This window comes from bacterium (assembly GCA_040755755.1).
Lineage (GTDB): Bacteria > SZUA-182 > SZUA-182 > DTGQ01 > DTGQ01 > DTGQ01.
This window is the reverse complement of record JBFLZW010000087.1, coordinates 53,665-70,547: the sequence shown is the minus strand read 5'-3', so window position 1 is coordinate 70,547 and position 16,883 is coordinate 53,665. Positions and strand designations below refer to the sequence as shown.

The 16,883-nt window shown below is 47.4% G+C and carries 18 protein-coding genes and 1 pseudogene; 12 read left to right on the top strand and 7 right to left on the bottom strand.

Annotated elements, in window-relative coordinates; genetic code table 11:
- Together AB1611_22325 and AB1611_22320 are read right to left on the bottom strand one after the other, a co-directional pair.
- Window positions 1-1,515, bottom strand: a complete 1,515-nt coding sequence (locus AB1611_22325) for a proton-conducting transporter membrane subunit (GenBank protein ID MEW6382309.1) — start codon at window positions 1,513-1,515, stop codon at window positions 1-3.
- 125 nt (window positions 1,516-1,640) lie between these two features.
- A complete protein-coding gene (locus AB1611_22320; protein ID MEW6382308.1) occupies window positions 1,641-1,865 on the bottom strand; it encodes a hypothetical protein in 225 nt (74 codons plus the stop codon).
- Between the two features lie 305 nt (window positions 1,866-2,170).
- Here AB1611_22320 and AB1611_22315 point away from each other — a divergent pair, with 305 nt between their 5' ends.
- Together AB1611_22315 and AB1611_22310 are read left to right on the top strand one after the other, a co-directional pair.
- Window positions 2,171-3,142, top strand: a complete 972-nt coding sequence (locus AB1611_22315) for a hypothetical protein (GenBank protein ID MEW6382307.1) — start codon at window positions 2,171-2,173, stop codon at window positions 3,140-3,142.
- A 355-nt stretch (window positions 3,143-3,497) separates the two neighbouring features.
- Entirely contained in the window at window positions 3,498-4,382 is an 885-nt protein-coding gene (locus AB1611_22310; protein ID MEW6382306.1) for a transposase, read from the top strand.
- Window positions 4,383-4,387: 5 nt separating this feature from the next.
- Here the strand turns inward: AB1611_22310 and AB1611_22305 are convergent, their stop codons facing one another.
- Together AB1611_22305 and AB1611_22300 are read right to left on the bottom strand one after the other, a co-directional pair.
- Window positions 4,388-4,792, bottom strand: coding sequence for a PIN domain-containing protein (locus AB1611_22305; protein ID MEW6382305.1), 405 nt, complete (start codon window positions 4,790-4,792; stop codon window positions 4,388-4,390).
- 5 nt (window positions 4,793-4,797) lie between these two features.
- Complete coding sequence (locus AB1611_22300; GenBank protein MEW6382304.1) at window positions 4,798-5,058, bottom strand: AbrB/MazE/SpoVT family DNA-binding domain-containing protein; 261 nt, start codon at window positions 5,056-5,058, stop codon at window positions 4,798-4,800.
- Between the two features lie 513 nt (window positions 5,059-5,571).
- Here AB1611_22300 and AB1611_22295 point away from each other — a divergent pair.
- The 5 genes from AB1611_22295 (at window position 5,572) to dksA (ending at window position 9,836) form a co-directional block, all read left to right on the top strand.
- Window positions 5,572-6,363: a tetratricopeptide repeat protein gene (locus AB1611_22295; GenBank protein ID MEW6382303.1), complete on the top strand. Its 792-nt coding sequence runs from the start codon at window positions 5,572-5,574 to the stop codon at window positions 6,361-6,363.
- Between the two features lie 22 nt (window positions 6,364-6,385).
- Complete coding sequence (locus tag AB1611_22290) at window positions 6,386-7,477, top strand: aminopeptidase P family protein (protein MEW6382302.1); 1,092 nt, start codon at window positions 6,386-6,388, stop codon at window positions 7,475-7,477.
- A 168-nt stretch (window positions 7,478-7,645) separates the two neighbouring features.
- Window positions 7,646-8,080 carry an acetyl-CoA carboxylase biotin carboxyl carrier protein gene (accB, locus tag AB1611_22285; GenBank protein MEW6382301.1) on the top strand — a complete coding sequence of 145 codons (435 nt, stop codon included), beginning with the start codon at window positions 7,646-7,648 and terminating at the stop codon, window positions 8,078-8,080.
- Window positions 8,081-8,105: 25 nt separating this feature from the next.
- Entirely contained in the window at window positions 8,106-9,446 is a 1,341-nt protein-coding gene (gene accC / locus AB1611_22280) for an acetyl-CoA carboxylase biotin carboxylase subunit (GenBank protein ID MEW6382300.1), read from the top strand.
- A gap of 27 nt (window positions 9,447-9,473) precedes the next feature.
- Window positions 9,474-9,836, top strand: coding sequence for an RNA polymerase-binding protein DksA (gene dksA / locus AB1611_22275; GenBank protein MEW6382299.1), 363 nt, complete (start codon window positions 9,474-9,476; stop codon window positions 9,834-9,836).
- Between the two features lie 57 nt (window positions 9,837-9,893).
- Here the strand turns inward: dksA and AB1611_22270 are convergent, their stop codons facing one another.
- Entirely contained in the window at window positions 9,894-10,130 is a 237-nt protein-coding gene (locus tag AB1611_22270) for a zinc ribbon domain-containing protein (protein MEW6382298.1), read from the bottom strand.
- Window positions 10,131-10,346: 216 nt separating this feature from the next.
- Window positions 10,347-10,772: a UPF0158 family protein gene (locus tag AB1611_22265; GenBank protein MEW6382297.1), complete on the bottom strand. Its 426-nt coding sequence runs from the start codon at window positions 10,770-10,772 to the stop codon at window positions 10,347-10,349.
- A gap of 439 nt (window positions 10,773-11,211) precedes the next feature.
- On the opposite strand from AB1611_22265, the gene AB1611_22260 reads away from it, so the two are divergent.
- The 5 genes and pseudogenes from AB1611_22260 to AB1611_22240 all read left to right on the top strand — a co-directional run bounded on the left by AB1611_22260 (window position 11,212) and on the right by AB1611_22240 (window position 15,982).
- Entirely contained in the window at window positions 11,212-12,342 is a 1,131-nt protein-coding gene (locus AB1611_22260; protein MEW6382296.1) for an ATP-binding protein, read from the top strand.
- A gap of 232 nt (window positions 12,343-12,574) precedes the next feature.
- Entirely contained in the window at window positions 12,575-14,368 is a 1,794-nt protein-coding gene (locus tag AB1611_22255; GenBank protein ID MEW6382295.1) for a B12-binding domain-containing radical SAM protein, read from the top strand.
- 15 nt (window positions 14,369-14,383) lie between these two features.
- On the top strand, window positions 14,384-15,250 hold the full coding sequence (locus AB1611_22250; GenBank protein MEW6382294.1) for a methylenetetrahydrofolate reductase: 867 nt from the start codon (window positions 14,384-14,386) through the stop codon (window positions 15,248-15,250).
- A 40-nt stretch (window positions 15,251-15,290) separates the two neighbouring features.
- On the top strand, window positions 15,291-15,746 hold the full coding sequence (locus tag AB1611_22245; protein ID MEW6382293.1) for a DNA polymerase ligase N-terminal domain-containing protein: 456 nt from the start codon (window positions 15,291-15,293) through the stop codon (window positions 15,744-15,746).
- Window positions 15,747-15,838: 92 nt separating this feature from the next.
- Window positions 15,839-15,982, top strand: a pseudogene (locus AB1611_22240) (GxxExxY protein).
- 41 nt (window positions 15,983-16,023) lie between these two features.
- Here the strand turns inward: AB1611_22240 and AB1611_22235 are convergent.
- The gene (locus AB1611_22235) at window positions 16,024-16,881 is read right to left on the bottom strand and encodes an ABC transporter permease (GenBank protein ID MEW6382292.1); all 858 of its coding nucleotides are present in this window, start codon (window positions 16,879-16,881) and stop codon (window positions 16,024-16,026) included.
- Window positions 16,882-16,883 lie beyond the last annotated feature (2 nt).

Below are 16,883 nucleotides of genomic sequence, written 5' to 3'. Positions count from 1 at the left end.
TCACCAGATTTTCAGGTAAGATCCCGCCACCCGCCTTGCCAGGCTCAGGGGGAATCCAGGAAATATGGCAAAAAGGACGATTCCGCTGGTCAAGATCATCATGGGCAGCAGCATGTTCCATCCGGGATCGCTGATTTTTGAAGATACCGGCAGCGCATGGCCGTGGGGATTGTCTCCATCATGCCCGAACCAGCCATTGATGACCAGGGGGCCGAAGTAGATCGCATTGAGGATGCTGCTCAAGATAAGGCTGCCGATAATGATGAGTGAGCTTGTGGAGCTGATAACCTTCCCCTGCGCTGAGCTGAGAGCACCGAGAGCGAGAAACCACTTGCTGATAAAGCCGACAAAGGGTGGAAAACCGATGATCGAGCAGACAGCGATGGTAAAAGTCAGCATGGTCAGGGGCATCTTCCGGCTGATTCCTTTCAGGTCCTTGATATTTTTCAGACCGGTCTGATAGGCGATGGCTCCGGCACCCATAAAGAGTACACCTTTCATCAGAGCATGGTTGAAGATATGGAGAACGCTGCCCATCAGGCCCTCCTTTGACAGGAGCGTGGCCCCCAGAATCACGTAGCCGATCTGGGCGATGGAAGAATAGGCCAGCAGCCTTTTTAATTCAGTCTGGGCCAGGGCTGCAACTGATCCCAGAATCATGGTCACGACTGCCGCGAACAGGATGATCTGGTTAAAGTAGTGGTCCATAACCAGGAATGAACCGTACACAGCATAGATAGTCCTGATAATTCCGTAAGCTCCGGCCTTGATCATCACTGCCGACAGCAGAACGCTGGCCGGGGTCGGGGCTATCGGGTGGGCTTCGGGCAGCCAGACATGAACGGGAAACATGCCCGCCTTGACCGCAAATCCAAAGATATAAGCCCAGAATATCCAGACAAAATGCGGGCTTTCGTGAAGCAGGAAAAGCCCAGTTCCCGACATATCCAGGCTGCCTGCCTCAAGATAGGTCATGATAATTGCCGCCAGGAGAATCAGGCCGCCGATTATTCCCATAAAAAGATACTGAGCACCAGCCCGCATGGCCCGTGGACTTTCCTCATGAATGACCAGGAAATATGACAGAATGCTCATGACTTCAAAGAAAATATACAGGCTGAGGAGATTTCCGGTCGTCACCATCCCCAGCATGCCGAACAGGGAAAAAAGTGAAAAGATATGAAAGCGACGCTGATCGTGCTCTTTCTTCATGTATTCAATCGAGTACCACGAGGCCATAAGCCACAGGAATGAAACGACGATAACCATGAGGTAACCCATGGCATCGAGATACAGGGAAAAGGGGATTGGCAAGCCGATATCCATCTGGTATTTAAAGGTCTGGGCCGTATTGATATACGGGTAGATCAGTGAGGCAAGAACCAGCACCAAACCGCAGGTAGCGGTGGTAATAATGCCTCCGTAGCGGTCTGAATGCCATTTGCCGAGGATACTTAAGGCACCTATGCCTACAAGGGGTATTACAAGAATGGAAATAAGGTGGTATACAATCATTTTTCCTCCAAGCTCACATCTCTTTGTTGCCTCGTCATGCTGGGGAAAGTGACGGAGGGAAAAAGTGACAGATAGGTAAACTTAAAATTATTCTTTCTGAGTCTTCGGTTAGCTATTACACTCCTTCAAGGCTTGGCAATCCACAGGTTCATCAGAATAAAGAGAATGATAGCAGAAAAAATAATGAATACATACGACCGCCAATATCCGGTGTGAAGGGATCTGGCGGCTTTGCTGCTGAGCAAGCCAAAGACAGAGCCTATACCCAGGATAGTACGGTTTAATATTTCTTCAAACTGATAGGTTGCTGTAGCTGCATCTTTTAATGTTGCCGGTATCTTCCCTTCCATTGGTGTGTCCTCCTTGAAATTACCCTCATCGAGGGTTAGCATGCTTAATTATTTTAATGAGAGGATTATTAGAACGATGTTTTAGAATTTTTTTAGATTATGGCATAGTTTATTCTCAACTGTCAAGTACTAATTTAACAACATTTGATAAAGTTACAATACACTTTTATCTCTCTAAAAAAGCGTTCTAAAACCCTCGTATTCTCTATCGGCAGATTTCGGGATTGCATCTTGACATCCATTCAGCATTAGGATAAATTGTGATCGAAATCTGATAATATCAATTTCTAATCTCGGCGGAGTAAATGAAAAAAACTTACGATACCGACTATCTGGAAAAGGAATGGAGTCAAAGAAACCTCGATCTCTTTCCTTATATGGAGGGGTTCTTCAGCCTGCTGCGTTCACGGGAGGGTAATCTTGAGTGGACCAGAAAAAGACTGCAAGGCTCCTCCGCAGCCACGGTTGTTCAATTCCTGAGCTCAGACGACAAGGATGTCTCCCACATCGCCGTCAGTGTGATCCAGGATTATCCTGACCAGGCGCTGATTATGGCCATCCTGCTCTACAGCCTGACGAAAGTGACCAAAGCAGGCTATCCGGCCAAGGCGGGTTCCTGTCTGGCTGGCTGCCGGCAGCCTTCGGCAGGTCTTGCCTACCTTTTCCCGCTCCTTCGCCAGTCCCCCGAAATCAAAGCCAGGGGCTATAAATTTTTCCACCATTTCTGGCAGACCGGAACCGGGTCGATCGTTCATCTTGACCAGGTGCATGAGCTTTTCAGGCAGATATTTCAAGCTATTCATGAAGACCTTCAGGAGAATATCCCTGATCTGCGGGCGATCTCGTCTCTATCGGAGTTTCTCCTGCTGAAAGAAGACCTGATGCCTGCTATTCGGGCTTACTACCTGATCGAAACCCGGCCCGAAGTAAGGATGCTCTTTGACCAGGAACTCGGAAGGTTTGGACGGCACATAGGAAGCCTGGGCAAGATACTCTCCTTCGAACCACACAATCATCTCGAAGAGATACTTCCTGTGGTTGCCTCCTTTATCGGCCTGCTGCGTCTTGAGCAGGACAAAGAGCAATTGGAGCAGATATTAACGGAAATTGCCCTGTCCGAATGGAACAAACCCCTGAGAACCCGCCTTGAAGTCATCATTAAAAAGGTCATCTCCCTGCTGGAAGATTCAACCCAATCCGTCTCCGAGACCCTTCCCTCTGATCTGTTTTTTAATAAGACAGGGGAAGGAGGCATTTGTGATACCCCTCGCCGATAAGCCGGGGAGCATTGAGCATTGTCCGCGCCTTCATTTTAAACCCGTTGAGCAGGGCATCCCGGGAGCCTTTCTTTCCCTCCAGATTGCTGTAGTCCTGTTATAAATGCTTTTGACGAGCCTGTCTTTTTCCGGGCTCCGTTCACCGTAGTCTGCCCCGCTGACACGCCGGTTAAGATGGGCCAAAATCTTGGCCAAAAGGACAAGATTTTGGCCCATAATAAAAGTATACCCAAAATCAATATATTAGGCTTATAAAACCGCTTATAATGCGAATTAAGGGTTAAATAAATCCATTGTTCTCCCCCGATAAGGGGAAAGGTTCTTAAACTTACCATCCTTATCGAAAGGAGAAACAATGGACTGGCAAACCCTATTAGTCACTGTTTTTGTATATATCGGTGAACAGTATAAAACCCGGCTTTGGCCTTTTTGCCAAAGGATGAGTAACAACCATGATCCTAAATTTAGCGATGAAGAACTGCTCACCATTTTTCTCTATGGTGTTATGAAAAAGCGTTTTGAGCTTAAAGACATCTACAACTATGCCAGCAGCCATTTGCGGGAATGGTTTCCCCATTTGCCTTCCTATGTGGCCTTTGTCCAACGTCTTAATCGGTTTGACAGCTTATTTCCCATGCTCATTGAACTCATTCTCAATGACTTTTCCGGATCTGACCTCATCCAACAGATTCGACTCATCGACTCTATGCCCATAATCTTAGCTAATGCCAAAAGAAGTGCCAAGGCTAAGGTTGCTAACCAACTGGCCAATAAAGGATATTGTGCTTCTAAGGGTATCTACTATTACGGCGTCAAAGTCCATATCTTGGGCCTCAAGCGACAAGGAACCCTTCCTCTGCCTGAATATATCGGCCTCACTTCAGCGAGTGAGCATGACCTGATTGTTTTCGGTCTCATTTCACACCTGGTAAGAGAGGGAGAAGTCTATGCAGACAAAGCCTACATCGACGAAATGGTGATAAGAATGAGAAAGCCATTTAAATTGATGTTAGTCCTTGCTTTGACTTATGCTTTTGTAAGCTGCTCATTCTTTGCCGGGTTTGCTTTTGCTGATAAAAGCCAAAATCGTAATTCCTTGGCAGAAAAGGCTCTTTTAGTGACAGAGGCAGCACAAGACCCCGATTTCCCTTATTCAATGAGTTTGCTTTCGCCTTTAGAGTGGATGACCAAGAGAATGGAAGAGATGAGGAGTAAAAGACAGGAGGCAGTAAATAAGTAAGAACATCAGGAGGGGATTGTTCTTGCTATGCCTTCCAGTTTGTCAAAGTCTTTGTCATAGCTATAAATTTCTTTGATCCCCTTCCTCATGGCAAATGCGGCATTGAAGGCATCAGCAAAAGAGACTTTCTTTTGGGTGTAAATATCGAGAGCCTGGCGGTATATTTCCTTATCTGAAAGCTTAAGTCCTCTCAAGCCAAGAATAGGAGTCATAAGCTCTTTTATTTCTTCCCTTGGAATCTTGTAAAAACTCTCCAGGGTAAAAATCACCTCAAATATAACCAAAGAAGAGGTGATTATCTTCTCTCCGTTTTTCTCTACCCTTTTTAAAAGGTTTAAGACCTTTTGGGCTTTGTCCTCATCGTCCCGGGTAAAGTACCGTAAAAACAGATTTGTGTCTATAAACCGCATATAAGTTAATCTTCTCTCGCTGCTTCCTCAGCCACTGTTTTTTCAAAAGATTTCCTTATCTTGGAAAAATCTTCAGGTTTTTTTTGGGGTCTTACTTTGCCAAAATTTGCCTCTAAGGAAGTAGCGGGCTGAATAGTCACTTTCCCTTTCTCGATCTTAAATTCTACTTGGCTCTTAGCCTTTACTCCCAAAAATTCCCTTATATTTTTAGGGATGGTTACCTGTCCTTTTTTGGTTATTGAAGTTTTGGTCAACATTTTAAACATACCTTTGATATTTAGTATTACTTGTTATCCTTGTATTACTCATTTTAAAGGATCTTACCAAAAAGTCAAGGGCTGCCCTCCCTTTCCCTAACCAATCTTCTTTGGCGGGTTTATTTTTCTATTGAATAATTGAAGAATAAACACGCCTTCATAGGTATTACTTTTCCTGGCTATGATAGACTTGTCTATTGGGACTCGGACGGTCTTACCAATCCAAAAATTTTCAAGATGCGACACGATGTATAGGTACCAATAGGCGGTTTTTTTAACACTCCGTCTCACCTGTTCCCCTCTATCGGGCATGTGGCTCCATCCTCTTTTGGAAAAATCAATAGAAAATACCTGAATCCTGCCCTTTCGTAACCATCCTTGCCGTTCATAAATAACCAACCGTTCAGAGCGTGTTATCATAACAATCCCTATTCTTGCGTGGACAGACATCATATATCCTTGACAGAGATGGAAGGTAATGTTATATTTCTAAAGCCATAGAAGATCAATAACATCAAACCGATGCTGGTCAAAGACCGCGCAACTTTGGCCGGGCGGACTACTGTGGGGGCTATAGGGTTTAATACAGTGAAAAGTAACGACTTGAAATCACTGAAGCGAAAAATTCACCATTATCCTTATGTGAGATATTTTTTGCCATTGGCGAATGCCTACAGGAATAATAATAATCTCGATAAGTGCATAGAAGTGCTGCGTCAGGGTCTATCGCTCTATCCGCAATACTGGGCTGCCCGTGTAGCTCTGGGGCGGGCTCTTCTTGAGAAGGGAGACTTTGATCAGGCCCTTGCGGAACTGGAAATGGCGGTTGACCATGTCCCGGAAAACCTCCTCCTCCACAGGTTAATGGCCTTAATTTATTTTAGCCGGAGAGAGTTTGAGAAGGCTGCCCGATACTGTCGGCTGGTGTTGTTTGTCATTCCTCATGATCAGGAATGCTTGAGCATCATGGAGGAAATATCAAGATTTCAGAGCAGGGGGGCGAAGGAGAAGCCCCTATCGAGCGAGGGGAAAAACCTCATTCCTTCCCTGGAGGAGAAGGAAATCATTACCCCGGCGATTGCGGAGCTGTATCTGTCTCAGGGATTTCGGGAAAAAGCCATTGAAATTTACCAAAAGTTGCTGACCGGGCAGCCGGACCGCGAGGAATGGAGAGAGCGTATCCGTTCCATTCAGGGAGAAACCGGAACACAAGCCCCATTGCAGAAAGCTGAAAATCCCCAGGAAAGGAACGGGAGGATCGTACAGCAGCTTGAAACCTGGCTGAAAAATATCGAAGAATTCACTACCAACTGATTTCTCAGGAAAGCACTATCCCATGATTGACTATGTATCGAAATATCGGAAAGTCATAGCTCAGTTTGCAGAAAAGAACATTGATGCTCTTCTGCTCAGCAATCCCAGTAACCTGAGATACCTGAGCGGTCTCCTCATGAGTGATGCGGAATTTGTTCTGACTCCCGGACAAAGCGCTTTGTTTGTCGATTCCCGCTATCTCCTGGAGGCTCAGGAGAGGGAACTTCCCTTTCCGGTCGAGGTAATCCAGTTCAAAGATAAATATCAAACCATTGCCGACTGGCTCAGCAGCCACAACCTGCACCGGATCGGTATCGAATCTGATTTCGTTTCTTACCATAATTTTTTTACCTGGCAGGAGAAGATTTCCGGTCAGCTCATCCCCTGCCGGGGCATGGTTGAAAATGCCAGGATACGCAAGGACGAGGCTGAAGTTCAGCTCATTCTGCAGGCGATCGATATTGTGGCCAAAGTTATCGAAAAGATACCGGACCTGTTCAGCAACTTTTTGCAAATTACCGAAAGAGATGTTAGTCTGGAAATCGAGTATTTAATGAAACGAGGTGGAGCGGAGCGGACCGCTTTTGACATTATCGTCGCTTCAGGAGAGCGGGCAGCCATGCCGCATGCCGCACCTGTTGACCGGAAGCTGCGGCCTCAGGAGGTGGTGCTCATCGACCTGGGAGCCGCCTTTGAAGGCTACCATTCCGATGTAACCCGCACCTTCTGGCTGGGAGAGGAATCAAAAGAGGCAAAAGAGCTGTTCCACATTTTGAAGTCAGCTCAACAGGCGGCCATTGATCATGTCCGGCCCGGAGTATCGGCCAGGGACGTCGATGCCGCAGCCCGCCAGGTCATTGACCAGGCAGGGTATGGTCAGTTCTTCGGACACGGCACTGGCCACGGCGTCGGAATCGAAGTTCATGAACTTCCCCGGATCGCTCCTCCCAGTGAGACCGTGCTGGAGGAGGGCATGGTTTTTACCGTAGAGCCGGGAATATACTTGCCCGGACGGCTGGGACTGCGGCTGGAAGACATGGTCCTGGTGACTCCGCAGGGCTGTCAGATTCTCAGCTCGGCCATTGCAAGAGAAATGGTAGTAGTCGGCAGTTAGTGGCCAGTGGCCAGTGGTCGGTGGTCAGGATCAGTGGCCAGTGAAAAGAAACCAGGAGCGCGAAGCAGGTATTCTGACTCCTGACTCCTGACTCCTGAATTCTTATCAGTAGTGAAGTAAGAGAGAGCAACGGAAGTTAATTTAAAACTCTTGAGCAAAAGAGAGACAATGGACATTCAAAAAATTGAAAAAGTATTAAGTCTCATTGAAAAAACCGGTTTTATAGAGGTCGAAGTAGAGGAGGCCGGTCTTCGGATTAAAGCCAGAAAAGGAATTTCATCACCTTTGGTTCCGAAGACGGAAATGAAACCGGAAGTTCAAACCAAGATGGCCTGCAAAAGCATCGTCACGGAAAATGATAATTGTTTCATTACCCGATCTCCGCTGGTTGGAACCTTTTACCGGGCCCCGTCGCCTAACGCTCCCCCTTTTATCGAGGTGGGAGATGTGGTTAAAAAAGGGCAGGTCTTATGTATCGTTGAGGCCATGAAGCTGATGAATGAGGTTGAAGCCGAGGCAGAAGGGAAGGTTGTTTCCATATTTGTTGAAAATGCCCAACCGGTTGAATACGGAGAGCCGCTCTTTCTGATTGAAAAGAGCTGATTCCCCTGATGAGGACTGAGCATCTATGTTTTCAAAAATATTAATTGCTAACCGGGGAGAGATTGCACTGAGGGTTATCCGGGCATGCAAAGAGCTCGGTATTAAAACCGTAGCTGTCTATTCCGAAAGTGACATTAACTCTCTGCATGTTCGATTCGCTGACGAAGCTATCTGCATCGGCCCTCCGGAAGCATATAAGAGTTACTTGAATATTCCGTCTATTATCAGTGCCGCCGAAATTACTGATGCTGAAGCCATTCATCCGGGATATGGTTTCTTATCCGAAAATCATCGTTTTGTGGAAATCTGTGAAACCTGCAAAATCAAGTTTATCGGTCCCAGCCTTGAGAGTATCAAGCAGATGGGAGACAAGGCACGGGCCAGGGAGATTATGGAATCTGCCGGAATTCCCGTCATTCCCGGCAGCGGGAATGCGGTGGATAATGATCGAGAGGCCTCTGAAATCGCACATGGAATCGGGTTTCCGGTTATCATCAAAGCGGCTGGAGGAGGAGGAGGAAAAGGGATGCGGGTAGTCCATACCGATGCCAGTTTCCTGAACGCCTTTATGACTGCCCAGGCTGAGGCCATCAGCTCCTTCGACAATCCCAGACTCTATATAGAAAAGCTCGTCGAACAGCCCAGGCATATCGAATTTCAGATTCTCGGTGATCACTACGGTAACATTATTCACCTCGGAGAAAGAGACTGCTCCACTCAGCGGCGGTACCAAAAATTGATCGAAGAATCCCCTTCGACCGGCCTGACTCCCAAACTGCGGGAGAAAATGGGTGAAGCTGCCATCAAAGCTGCCAGGGCGGTTAACTATTACAGTACCGGCACGATCGAATTTCTTCTCGATAAAAATGGCAACTTCTATTTTATGGAGATGAATACCAGGATACAGGTCGAACACCCGGTCACTGAGCTGGTTACCGGAATCGACCTTATCAAGGAGCAGATCAAGGTGGCTGCCGGTGAGCGGTTATCCTTTTCCCAGGACGATATCCTGATACGGGGTCATGCTATCGAATGCCGGATCAATGCTGAAAATCCCAAATCATTTACCCCCTGCCCCGGTACGATCAGCAGTTTTCATTTACCGGGAGGGCCTGGGGTGAGAGTGGATACGGCAGCGTATCTCAATTGCAGGATTACTCCCTACTATGATTCTCTTATCGCCAAGCTCATCGCTCACGGCAGTAACCGGCAGGAGGCTATCAGCAGAATGCATCGTGCTCTGGAGGAATTTATTATCGAGGGGATTGATACTACTATCCCTTTTCATATCGAGATGTTGAAGAATAAGGATTTTATTGATGGAAATATCAATACCGAAATTTTGCATCGATTGGATGTTGGTTAATGTCAATAAGCAGGAGGAATTAGAGAGATGATCAGTGCAGAGGATCTGGCGACTATCAAAAAAGAGTTACTGAAGGAACGGACTCGAATCCTTACCGCCGGAGATAAAACCATTGAAAATGGTTTACAGCAGAATCCTGAAGATTTGCCGGATTTTGCCGATCAATCTTCATTTGAATCGGACAGGAATTTTATGCTGAGGATGAGAGACAGGGAGAGAAAGCTCCTGGTTAAAATCGACCATGCTCTGGAGCGCATTGAAGATGGAACATTCGGAATCTGTGACAACTGCGGAGAAGAGATAGGATTAAAACGTCTCGTAGCCCGGCCGTTCGTCACCTTGTGTGTACACTGTAAGGAGCTCCAGGAAAAGCAGGAAAAATTTCTCTGACCATCCCTCCTAATTTTGTCCACTGAAGAATCGCTGCCTGTTTTTACGGGAAAAGCTCTATCTGCAGGTACTGCAATTTTTGCTGGTGCAGGAGCCGCAACCAGCCGAGGAAGAAAATTTCCCCTCGGCAAGGGAATTCTTTCCCCTGGAAATTTTCGCGCCAAAGGTTGACAGTTGTTTGTCCACATGATACCCATGACAATGGGGACAGGCAACCGCCTCCTTGTGGCCGAACGTGACGAGCTTTTCAAAGTCCTGGTGACAATCCAGACACTGGTATTCATAGATCGGCATTGGTCTTTCCTCTCTTGTCTTCAAGTGGCCAGTGATCAGCATTCAGTGATCAGTGGTCAGTGATCAGTATTCGGCGACTTTGCAGGTCGCCCGGTTCTCTCAAACCATACTATGGTACTCGAATTCAAACTAAATGGCAATACCCGGATGAGCAGCCATTGGCCGGCAGTTTAAACAAGCCAGTAATTTTCGGGGAAGCCATTTTTGTGCTTCTGATCAGATAAACTCAACAGCTAAATCGAGAGTGCTTGCCCATTTCTGAGCGTAAGCTTTCATCTGCTGTTTTTGAAACTGATTCCACTTTTGGTGGTACTCCGGATAATTCTCGATAACCTCGGAAAACTTCCTGATTGGTCCCCTGTGCATGAGGGCGACCTCCAGTTTGTCCCGAATACGTTCATCTTCAACTGATTCCAGAAAATCTTCCCGTACCTTGTGCAGCTCATCCGATGACAGAGGATCAATTTTTAAAAAACGGTCAGGATCATTATAATCAATCTGTGAGATCGTCTCGTCAGCACAATAGTCTTCGGAGACTTTAACAATCTCGCCACTCAATAAATCCAGATAATAAAAAATGCCTTCAGCCTCATTTTCAAAGGCTTCGATCAAATCAGCAAGCTCAATGCATACCTTTCTCATAAACACAGCCCCCTTTATCCCTTCCCCGATATGCCATGAGATCAATGAGAGAGAGACAAAAAATATGCTTATTGAGGAAAAAATATCCTTGCGACATTCCTCTTAATAAGTTTCGGAATAATACCCCAGGATTCATCATTAAATATAGGCTTGTTTTGATGCCAACTCCTTATGCAGGATCAATCCAATTAAAATAGGTATGAAAAGGTAGTCAATAAAAAAATATATTCCGAAACAGATGAAAACAGGCATGGGAAATTCTTGCTTTCTGAATGAGAATTTCAGGTATTTAATCAACATCGCAAGTTTTGTAGTGCAAATTTTATTCTAATGATGTATGCTAATTAGATAGACGAGCTCAAGTTCCTGGCTGTCGCCTCCGGCATCCAGCAGTTTAAGGCTTTTATACCAAAATTGTCAGTGTAAATAAAGATAGAAGATGATAAATTTTCAGGGAATTTTCGTTGCCGATTCTAGCCAGTTTATTCAAAGGATCATTACTCCTCTGGACTTTCAGAAGATTCAAATGACAATTGACATAGCTGAATCGGAAGATATCTGTCTCAGTAAATTGGAGTCTCACCTCTGTGATATTGTTATTATCTATCATCATCCTCCGGCTATTGACATCCTTCGCCTGGTTCGGGCTGTGGTTTCAAAAAACTTCCCTGCTGAGATGCTGGTCATCGCCCCTCCGGGCAACGAGAAGGTTCTTAACCAGGCCATCATGGAAGGAGCATTCTCCTATTATGTTGACGACCTGGAATCCCCGGCAGTCGTTCTTCAGCTTGTCAGCCGGATGATTCAATTCCTCTCATCTCAGGAGAGAAGAGCCAGGCAGGCCAGACGAGGTGAGACAAGAGCGGCGGAGGCGCCCCTCCCCGCTGAAAAAGAGCAACCTCCCCTCGTTTACGAGGAGAAACTTAAGATTCTGGATCGGCTTACTTCTTTTATCGCCCATGAGTTGAAAAACCCTTTTACCACGATCAACAATGCGCTGTATTTCCTCCAGAAAAAGATACCTGATCAGGCTGATCCTGTTTTCCCCAAGTATATTCACATCGTCGAAAATGAAATCGCCAGCTCGAACAGGTTTCTCTCAACTCTCCTGTCTGTTACCAGGAAGATACAGACCAATCCGGTGCCCTCGCAGGTGAATGAAATTTTAACGGAAACCGTTCATCATATCCCAATCTCTCAAAAGATTAAAGTCAATTTTCAATTGGATCCGCTTATCCCGGTCAGCATGATCGATCCTGAACAGATGCAGATTGCCTTTTCCCAGGTCATCCGAAACTCAATTCAGGCCATGCCTGAAGGGGGAGAGCTCACCATCCAGACCGCGTATGCCAAAAAAACCCTGGAGGTCAGGATCATCGATCAGGGAACAGGGATTGACCCGAAGTATCTACCCCATATCACTGAGGCTTTTTTTACTACCAAAACCCGAAATATTGGATTGGGTCTTACAATTGCCCAACGGATAATTGAAGCCCATAATGGCCATATTCTCTTTGACAGTATGCCGGGACAGGGAACAAGATGTACCATGGTGCTGCCGCATTCATAACTCCAGGAGTCAGAATTCAGAAGTCAGGAGAAAAGACAGCCTTTATTCTGGCTCCTGACTCCTGAATTCTCAAAAAGTGACCACATGCTCATCCCTGCGTTATACTCAAGTACCTGAAACAGGCAGAAGGATAAGGCAGCTCCTGACGATATATTCAATATTGGAAACCTTCTGCCCTTCTCTCGATGTATGATTTTGTATGATGTATGATTTTGTATGAAGAGGAAAAGCGATGACAAATGTCCTGAAAAAAGATAAAAGAAATGCCAGAGGGGCACAGCCCTCCAAACAGGTTTTACTTGTTTACCCGGAGATTCCGCCTACTTACTGGAGCTTCCGGTATGCTCTGCCGTTTGTCGGCAAGAAGGCAGCGATTCCGCCACTTGGTCTTTTGACCGTAGCAGCCATGCTTCCCCCCTCCTATGAGCTCAAGTTTGTTGATATGAATGTGATGCCGCTGGATGATGAAATGATTGCCCAGGCAGATCTGGTACTTACCTCAGCCATGATCGTGCAAAAGGAATCTTTTGCCAGGCTGGCGGCACGGTGCCGGCGATTGGCTGTTCCGCTGGCGGCAGGAGGCCCCTATCCCACCTCTTCCTATGAAAAAATAGAAAATGTCGACTACTTTATCCTGAATGAAGCTGAAGTGACTCTGCCGCTATTTTTATCCGATTTTGAAAGAGGACAGGCCAGGCATATTTATACTGCCCAGGACAGAGCGGATATTACGACTACACCCTTGCCGCGATTCGACCTGCTTTCCTCCATCCATGATTACGGCAGTATGGCCCTGCAATACTCTCGCGGATGCCCGTTTAACTGTGAATTCTGTGATATCATCGAGATGTTTGGCCGCAAGCTGCGCACGAAAACCAATCAGCAGTTTATGAGTGAGATTAACCTCCTGTATTCTCTTGGCTGGCGGGGGTCTGTATTTATCGTGGATGATAACTTCATCGGCAATAAGCAGCAGGTTAAACAGCTTTTGCCCCTGATTGCCGCCTGGCAGAAACAGCACGGCTATCCATTCGACTTATTTACGGAAGCTTCGGTGGATATGGCTGGTGATGAAGAGCTTATGGATATGATGGGTGCTGCCGGGTTCAACATGGTATTTTTGGGAATCGAAACGCCGGTCAGGGAAACGCTCATCGAGGCGGGCAAATCTCAGAATGTGAGACAGGATCTGTTTGACAGCGTGATCAAAATCCAGAATAAGGGGATCGAGGTGGCTGGCGGCTTTATCGTTGGCTTTGATACCGATCCGCCGGACATTTTCGAACGTCAGGTCCAATTCATTCAGGAGTCGGGAATTGTCCTGGCCATGGTGGGGCTGCTGACCGCTCTGCCCGGCACCCAGCTCTATCGCCGTCTGCAAAATGAAGGCAGGCTCCTGCAGGATTCCACAGGGAACAATACCCATGACCTCCAGTTGAACTTTACGCCCAGAATGGATATTTCAACCCTTCTCGACGGATATAAGCGGGTTATTGCTCAAATTTACCAACCCAAATCATACTTTGACCGCTGCCTGAATTTCCTGCGCAACATTCACCCCCATCAGAATTCCTCCCGCCGGGTAAGGACCAGAGAGATGTATGCTTTCTTTCTGTCGCTCACCAGGCAGACCTTTTCTTCCTATGGGCACCATTACCTGAACTACCTCGTGAAGTCTGTGTTCATTAATCCACGGATGTTTTCGGAAGCGGTGCGGCAGGCGATTATGGGGTATCATTTCTTTAAAATCACCCGGGAGATTCTCGCTGTGGATGATTTCAAGAGCCAGGTCAGGCTGATGATAGATTCATACCGGCAAAAGGTTGTCGATGCCTATTCTCTTGAACTGGAGAAGGCCATGAAGGACCTCCGAATTGCCAAAGACAATCTCCTGAAGGATCTACACAAAGAATATCTCAAGATCGACAAGGACTTTCGTCATCTGGTGGAAGAGTCGCTCCGTACCCTGGAAAGTTCTCTCAATGCCTGTTACGGCCAGTGGGTCGAAGGCATAACCCACGCTTAGAAGGAGTCAGCGGGAATGAGCTTTAAAGAGAAACTGGGAAAGCAATTTGTAATCACCACCGAGCTGGGCCCTACCAATGGGGTGAATGTCGAGGAAACGTTAGAGAAGGCACGCAGATATCTGCCCCTTGATGCAGTCAACATTCATGATTGTCCTATGGCCAATCTGCGGATCAACTCGATTGCCCTGTCGCATATCGTTCAGACCGAGCTGGGGATTGAGACTATCCCCCATTTTACCTGCCGGGACCGGAGCCTCCTGGGTACTCAGGCAGACCTTCTCGGCGCTCATGCCCTGGGGATTCGCTTCATTCTGCCGACTACGGGAGATGGCCCTCAGCATGGGCCGTATCCATCGAAACCTGTCTATGACCTCGACACCCTGGGGCTGATCTCCCTCATCAGAAACATGAACCGCGGGGTCGATTATAATGAAAAGGAATTTGGCGGCTGCACGGATTTTACCATTTCCGCCACCGCAGCACCTTCGGCCAGAAACAGGGAGATCGAATTCAGAAGAGTTCAGGATAAAATACAGGCCGGTGCGCATTTTTTCCAGACCCAGCCGGTCTATGATGCCGAGAAGGCCATTGCTTTCATGCAGGAGATGAGCCCCCTGCAGGTGCCGGTAATTCTGGGTATTATGCCTCTCAAGGGCTTGAAGATGGCCGAGTACATGCAAAAAAACGTGGCCGGGGTCGATATCCCGGAACAGGTCATGGACAGGCTGCGGCAGGATGGTAAGGCCGGTGTCAGGATCGCCTGTGAGCTTATCCAGCAGATATACCCGTATGTCAACGGGATTCACATCATGGCCCTGGGAAATATCGACGGCACCAATGAAATCATCGAGTTTGTGCAAGCCCTTAAGGAACGGAAATAAGCAGCCGGAGAAGCCCGGAGGCACTTGAGAAAAGCAGGAGGTGAGGCTTATCTCCCTGGATGAATACCGAAAGAAAAGGAATTTCCCGGCCACGCCGGAACCCGCGGGCGATCAGCAGATCAGCGACCCTGCACGGCTGCGATTCGTGGTGCACAGGCATCAGGCCACCCATCTTCACTACGATTTCCGGCTGGAGATGGATGGAGTCCTGAAAAGCTGGGCCGTGCCCAAAGGCGTGCCTGATGAACCCAAAATCAAACGGCTGGCAGTCGAGACCGAGGATCACCCCCTGGACTACATCTCCTTTGAAGGCATCATTCCTGAAGGCAATTACGGCGCAGGCACAGTCGAAATCTGGGACCGGGGAGAATACCGGCTGGAAGAGCGGAGCGGAAAAAAGATCGTCTTCGAACTGAGCGGCCAGCGACTTACGGGCAGGTATGCCCTGATCCACACCCAGGGCAAGAACTGGATAATCATGAAGATGACCGTCTAGACGACAGGCAAAAAGCTTGTATGAACCACGAAACACACGAAATACACGAAAAAAAGATTCTTTACAGGGAGGAATGTTACGCTATTCAAGGAATCGAATTAAAGGCGGTAAAAGAACTTGCAGATGAGCACAAAGCACAGGTTTTTAATTACCTGAAAGCAACAGGTCTGCGCCTTGGCCTGCTGGTAAACTTTGGGCACTACCCCAAGGTACAAATAGAAAGAATTGTTTTATAAAATACTTTCGTGTGTTTCGTGTGTTTCGTGGTTAAAATTTTTTAATAATGCGTAAGGCTGCCGTCCCGCTTGGCCTTGTTTACGGCCAGGCGAAAGCCAAGGATGCTGAAGGGCAGCATGATCATCGAGAAAAGTCCCAGGCCCATGATATTCGGGCTCAGCTCTTTCAGGGAGTAGCCCTTGAGCAGGGCAAACCGCATCCCCTCAAGAGAATAGGTCAGCGGGATGATATACGAAAATCTCCTGAGCCAGGACGGCAGGACCGCAATCGGGTAATACACCCCGCCCAGAAACCAGGACAGGCCTGAAAATATGCTGGCCACCGGGTCCCCTTTCTTCAGAACCATAATGAAACTGGCCGAGATGATGCCGATACTGCTGAAGGTGGTAATGGTCAGGAGCAGAATCACGGCTGCACCGGCAAAATTTGCCTGACTGATATTGACCTTGAACAGGAAGATGCCGATCATCAGGTAAACGATAACCCGGAACGAGGTCCAGATAAAGCTGTAGAGCGCGGAAGAAACAATGATGGTCGGTATCTCGGTCTGGGTAACCAGAACAGCTTCCAGGGTGCCGGTCATCTGGGCGTTTCTGATGCTGGAGGAAAAACTGTGCAGGGCGATCTCCAGATAGTTGGTGAAAGCCACGCCGATCAGGACAAAGGAGAAATAGTCTCCGCCATAGGGCTTCAGGTAGGGAACGGCCGCTGCTCCAAAGAGTCTGGCAATAAAATAGTAAACCATGACCGAGATGAAGATGCTAAAGAACTGGAGAAAGAAGGAAAACTTATAGCTCGTCTCCTCAATGAAATCTCGCCGGATAAAGGCCAGGGCCTTTCTGGGAAAACTCATGCCGCCGCTGCTCCGCTCAATTGTCTGATAATCTTCACCATACACAC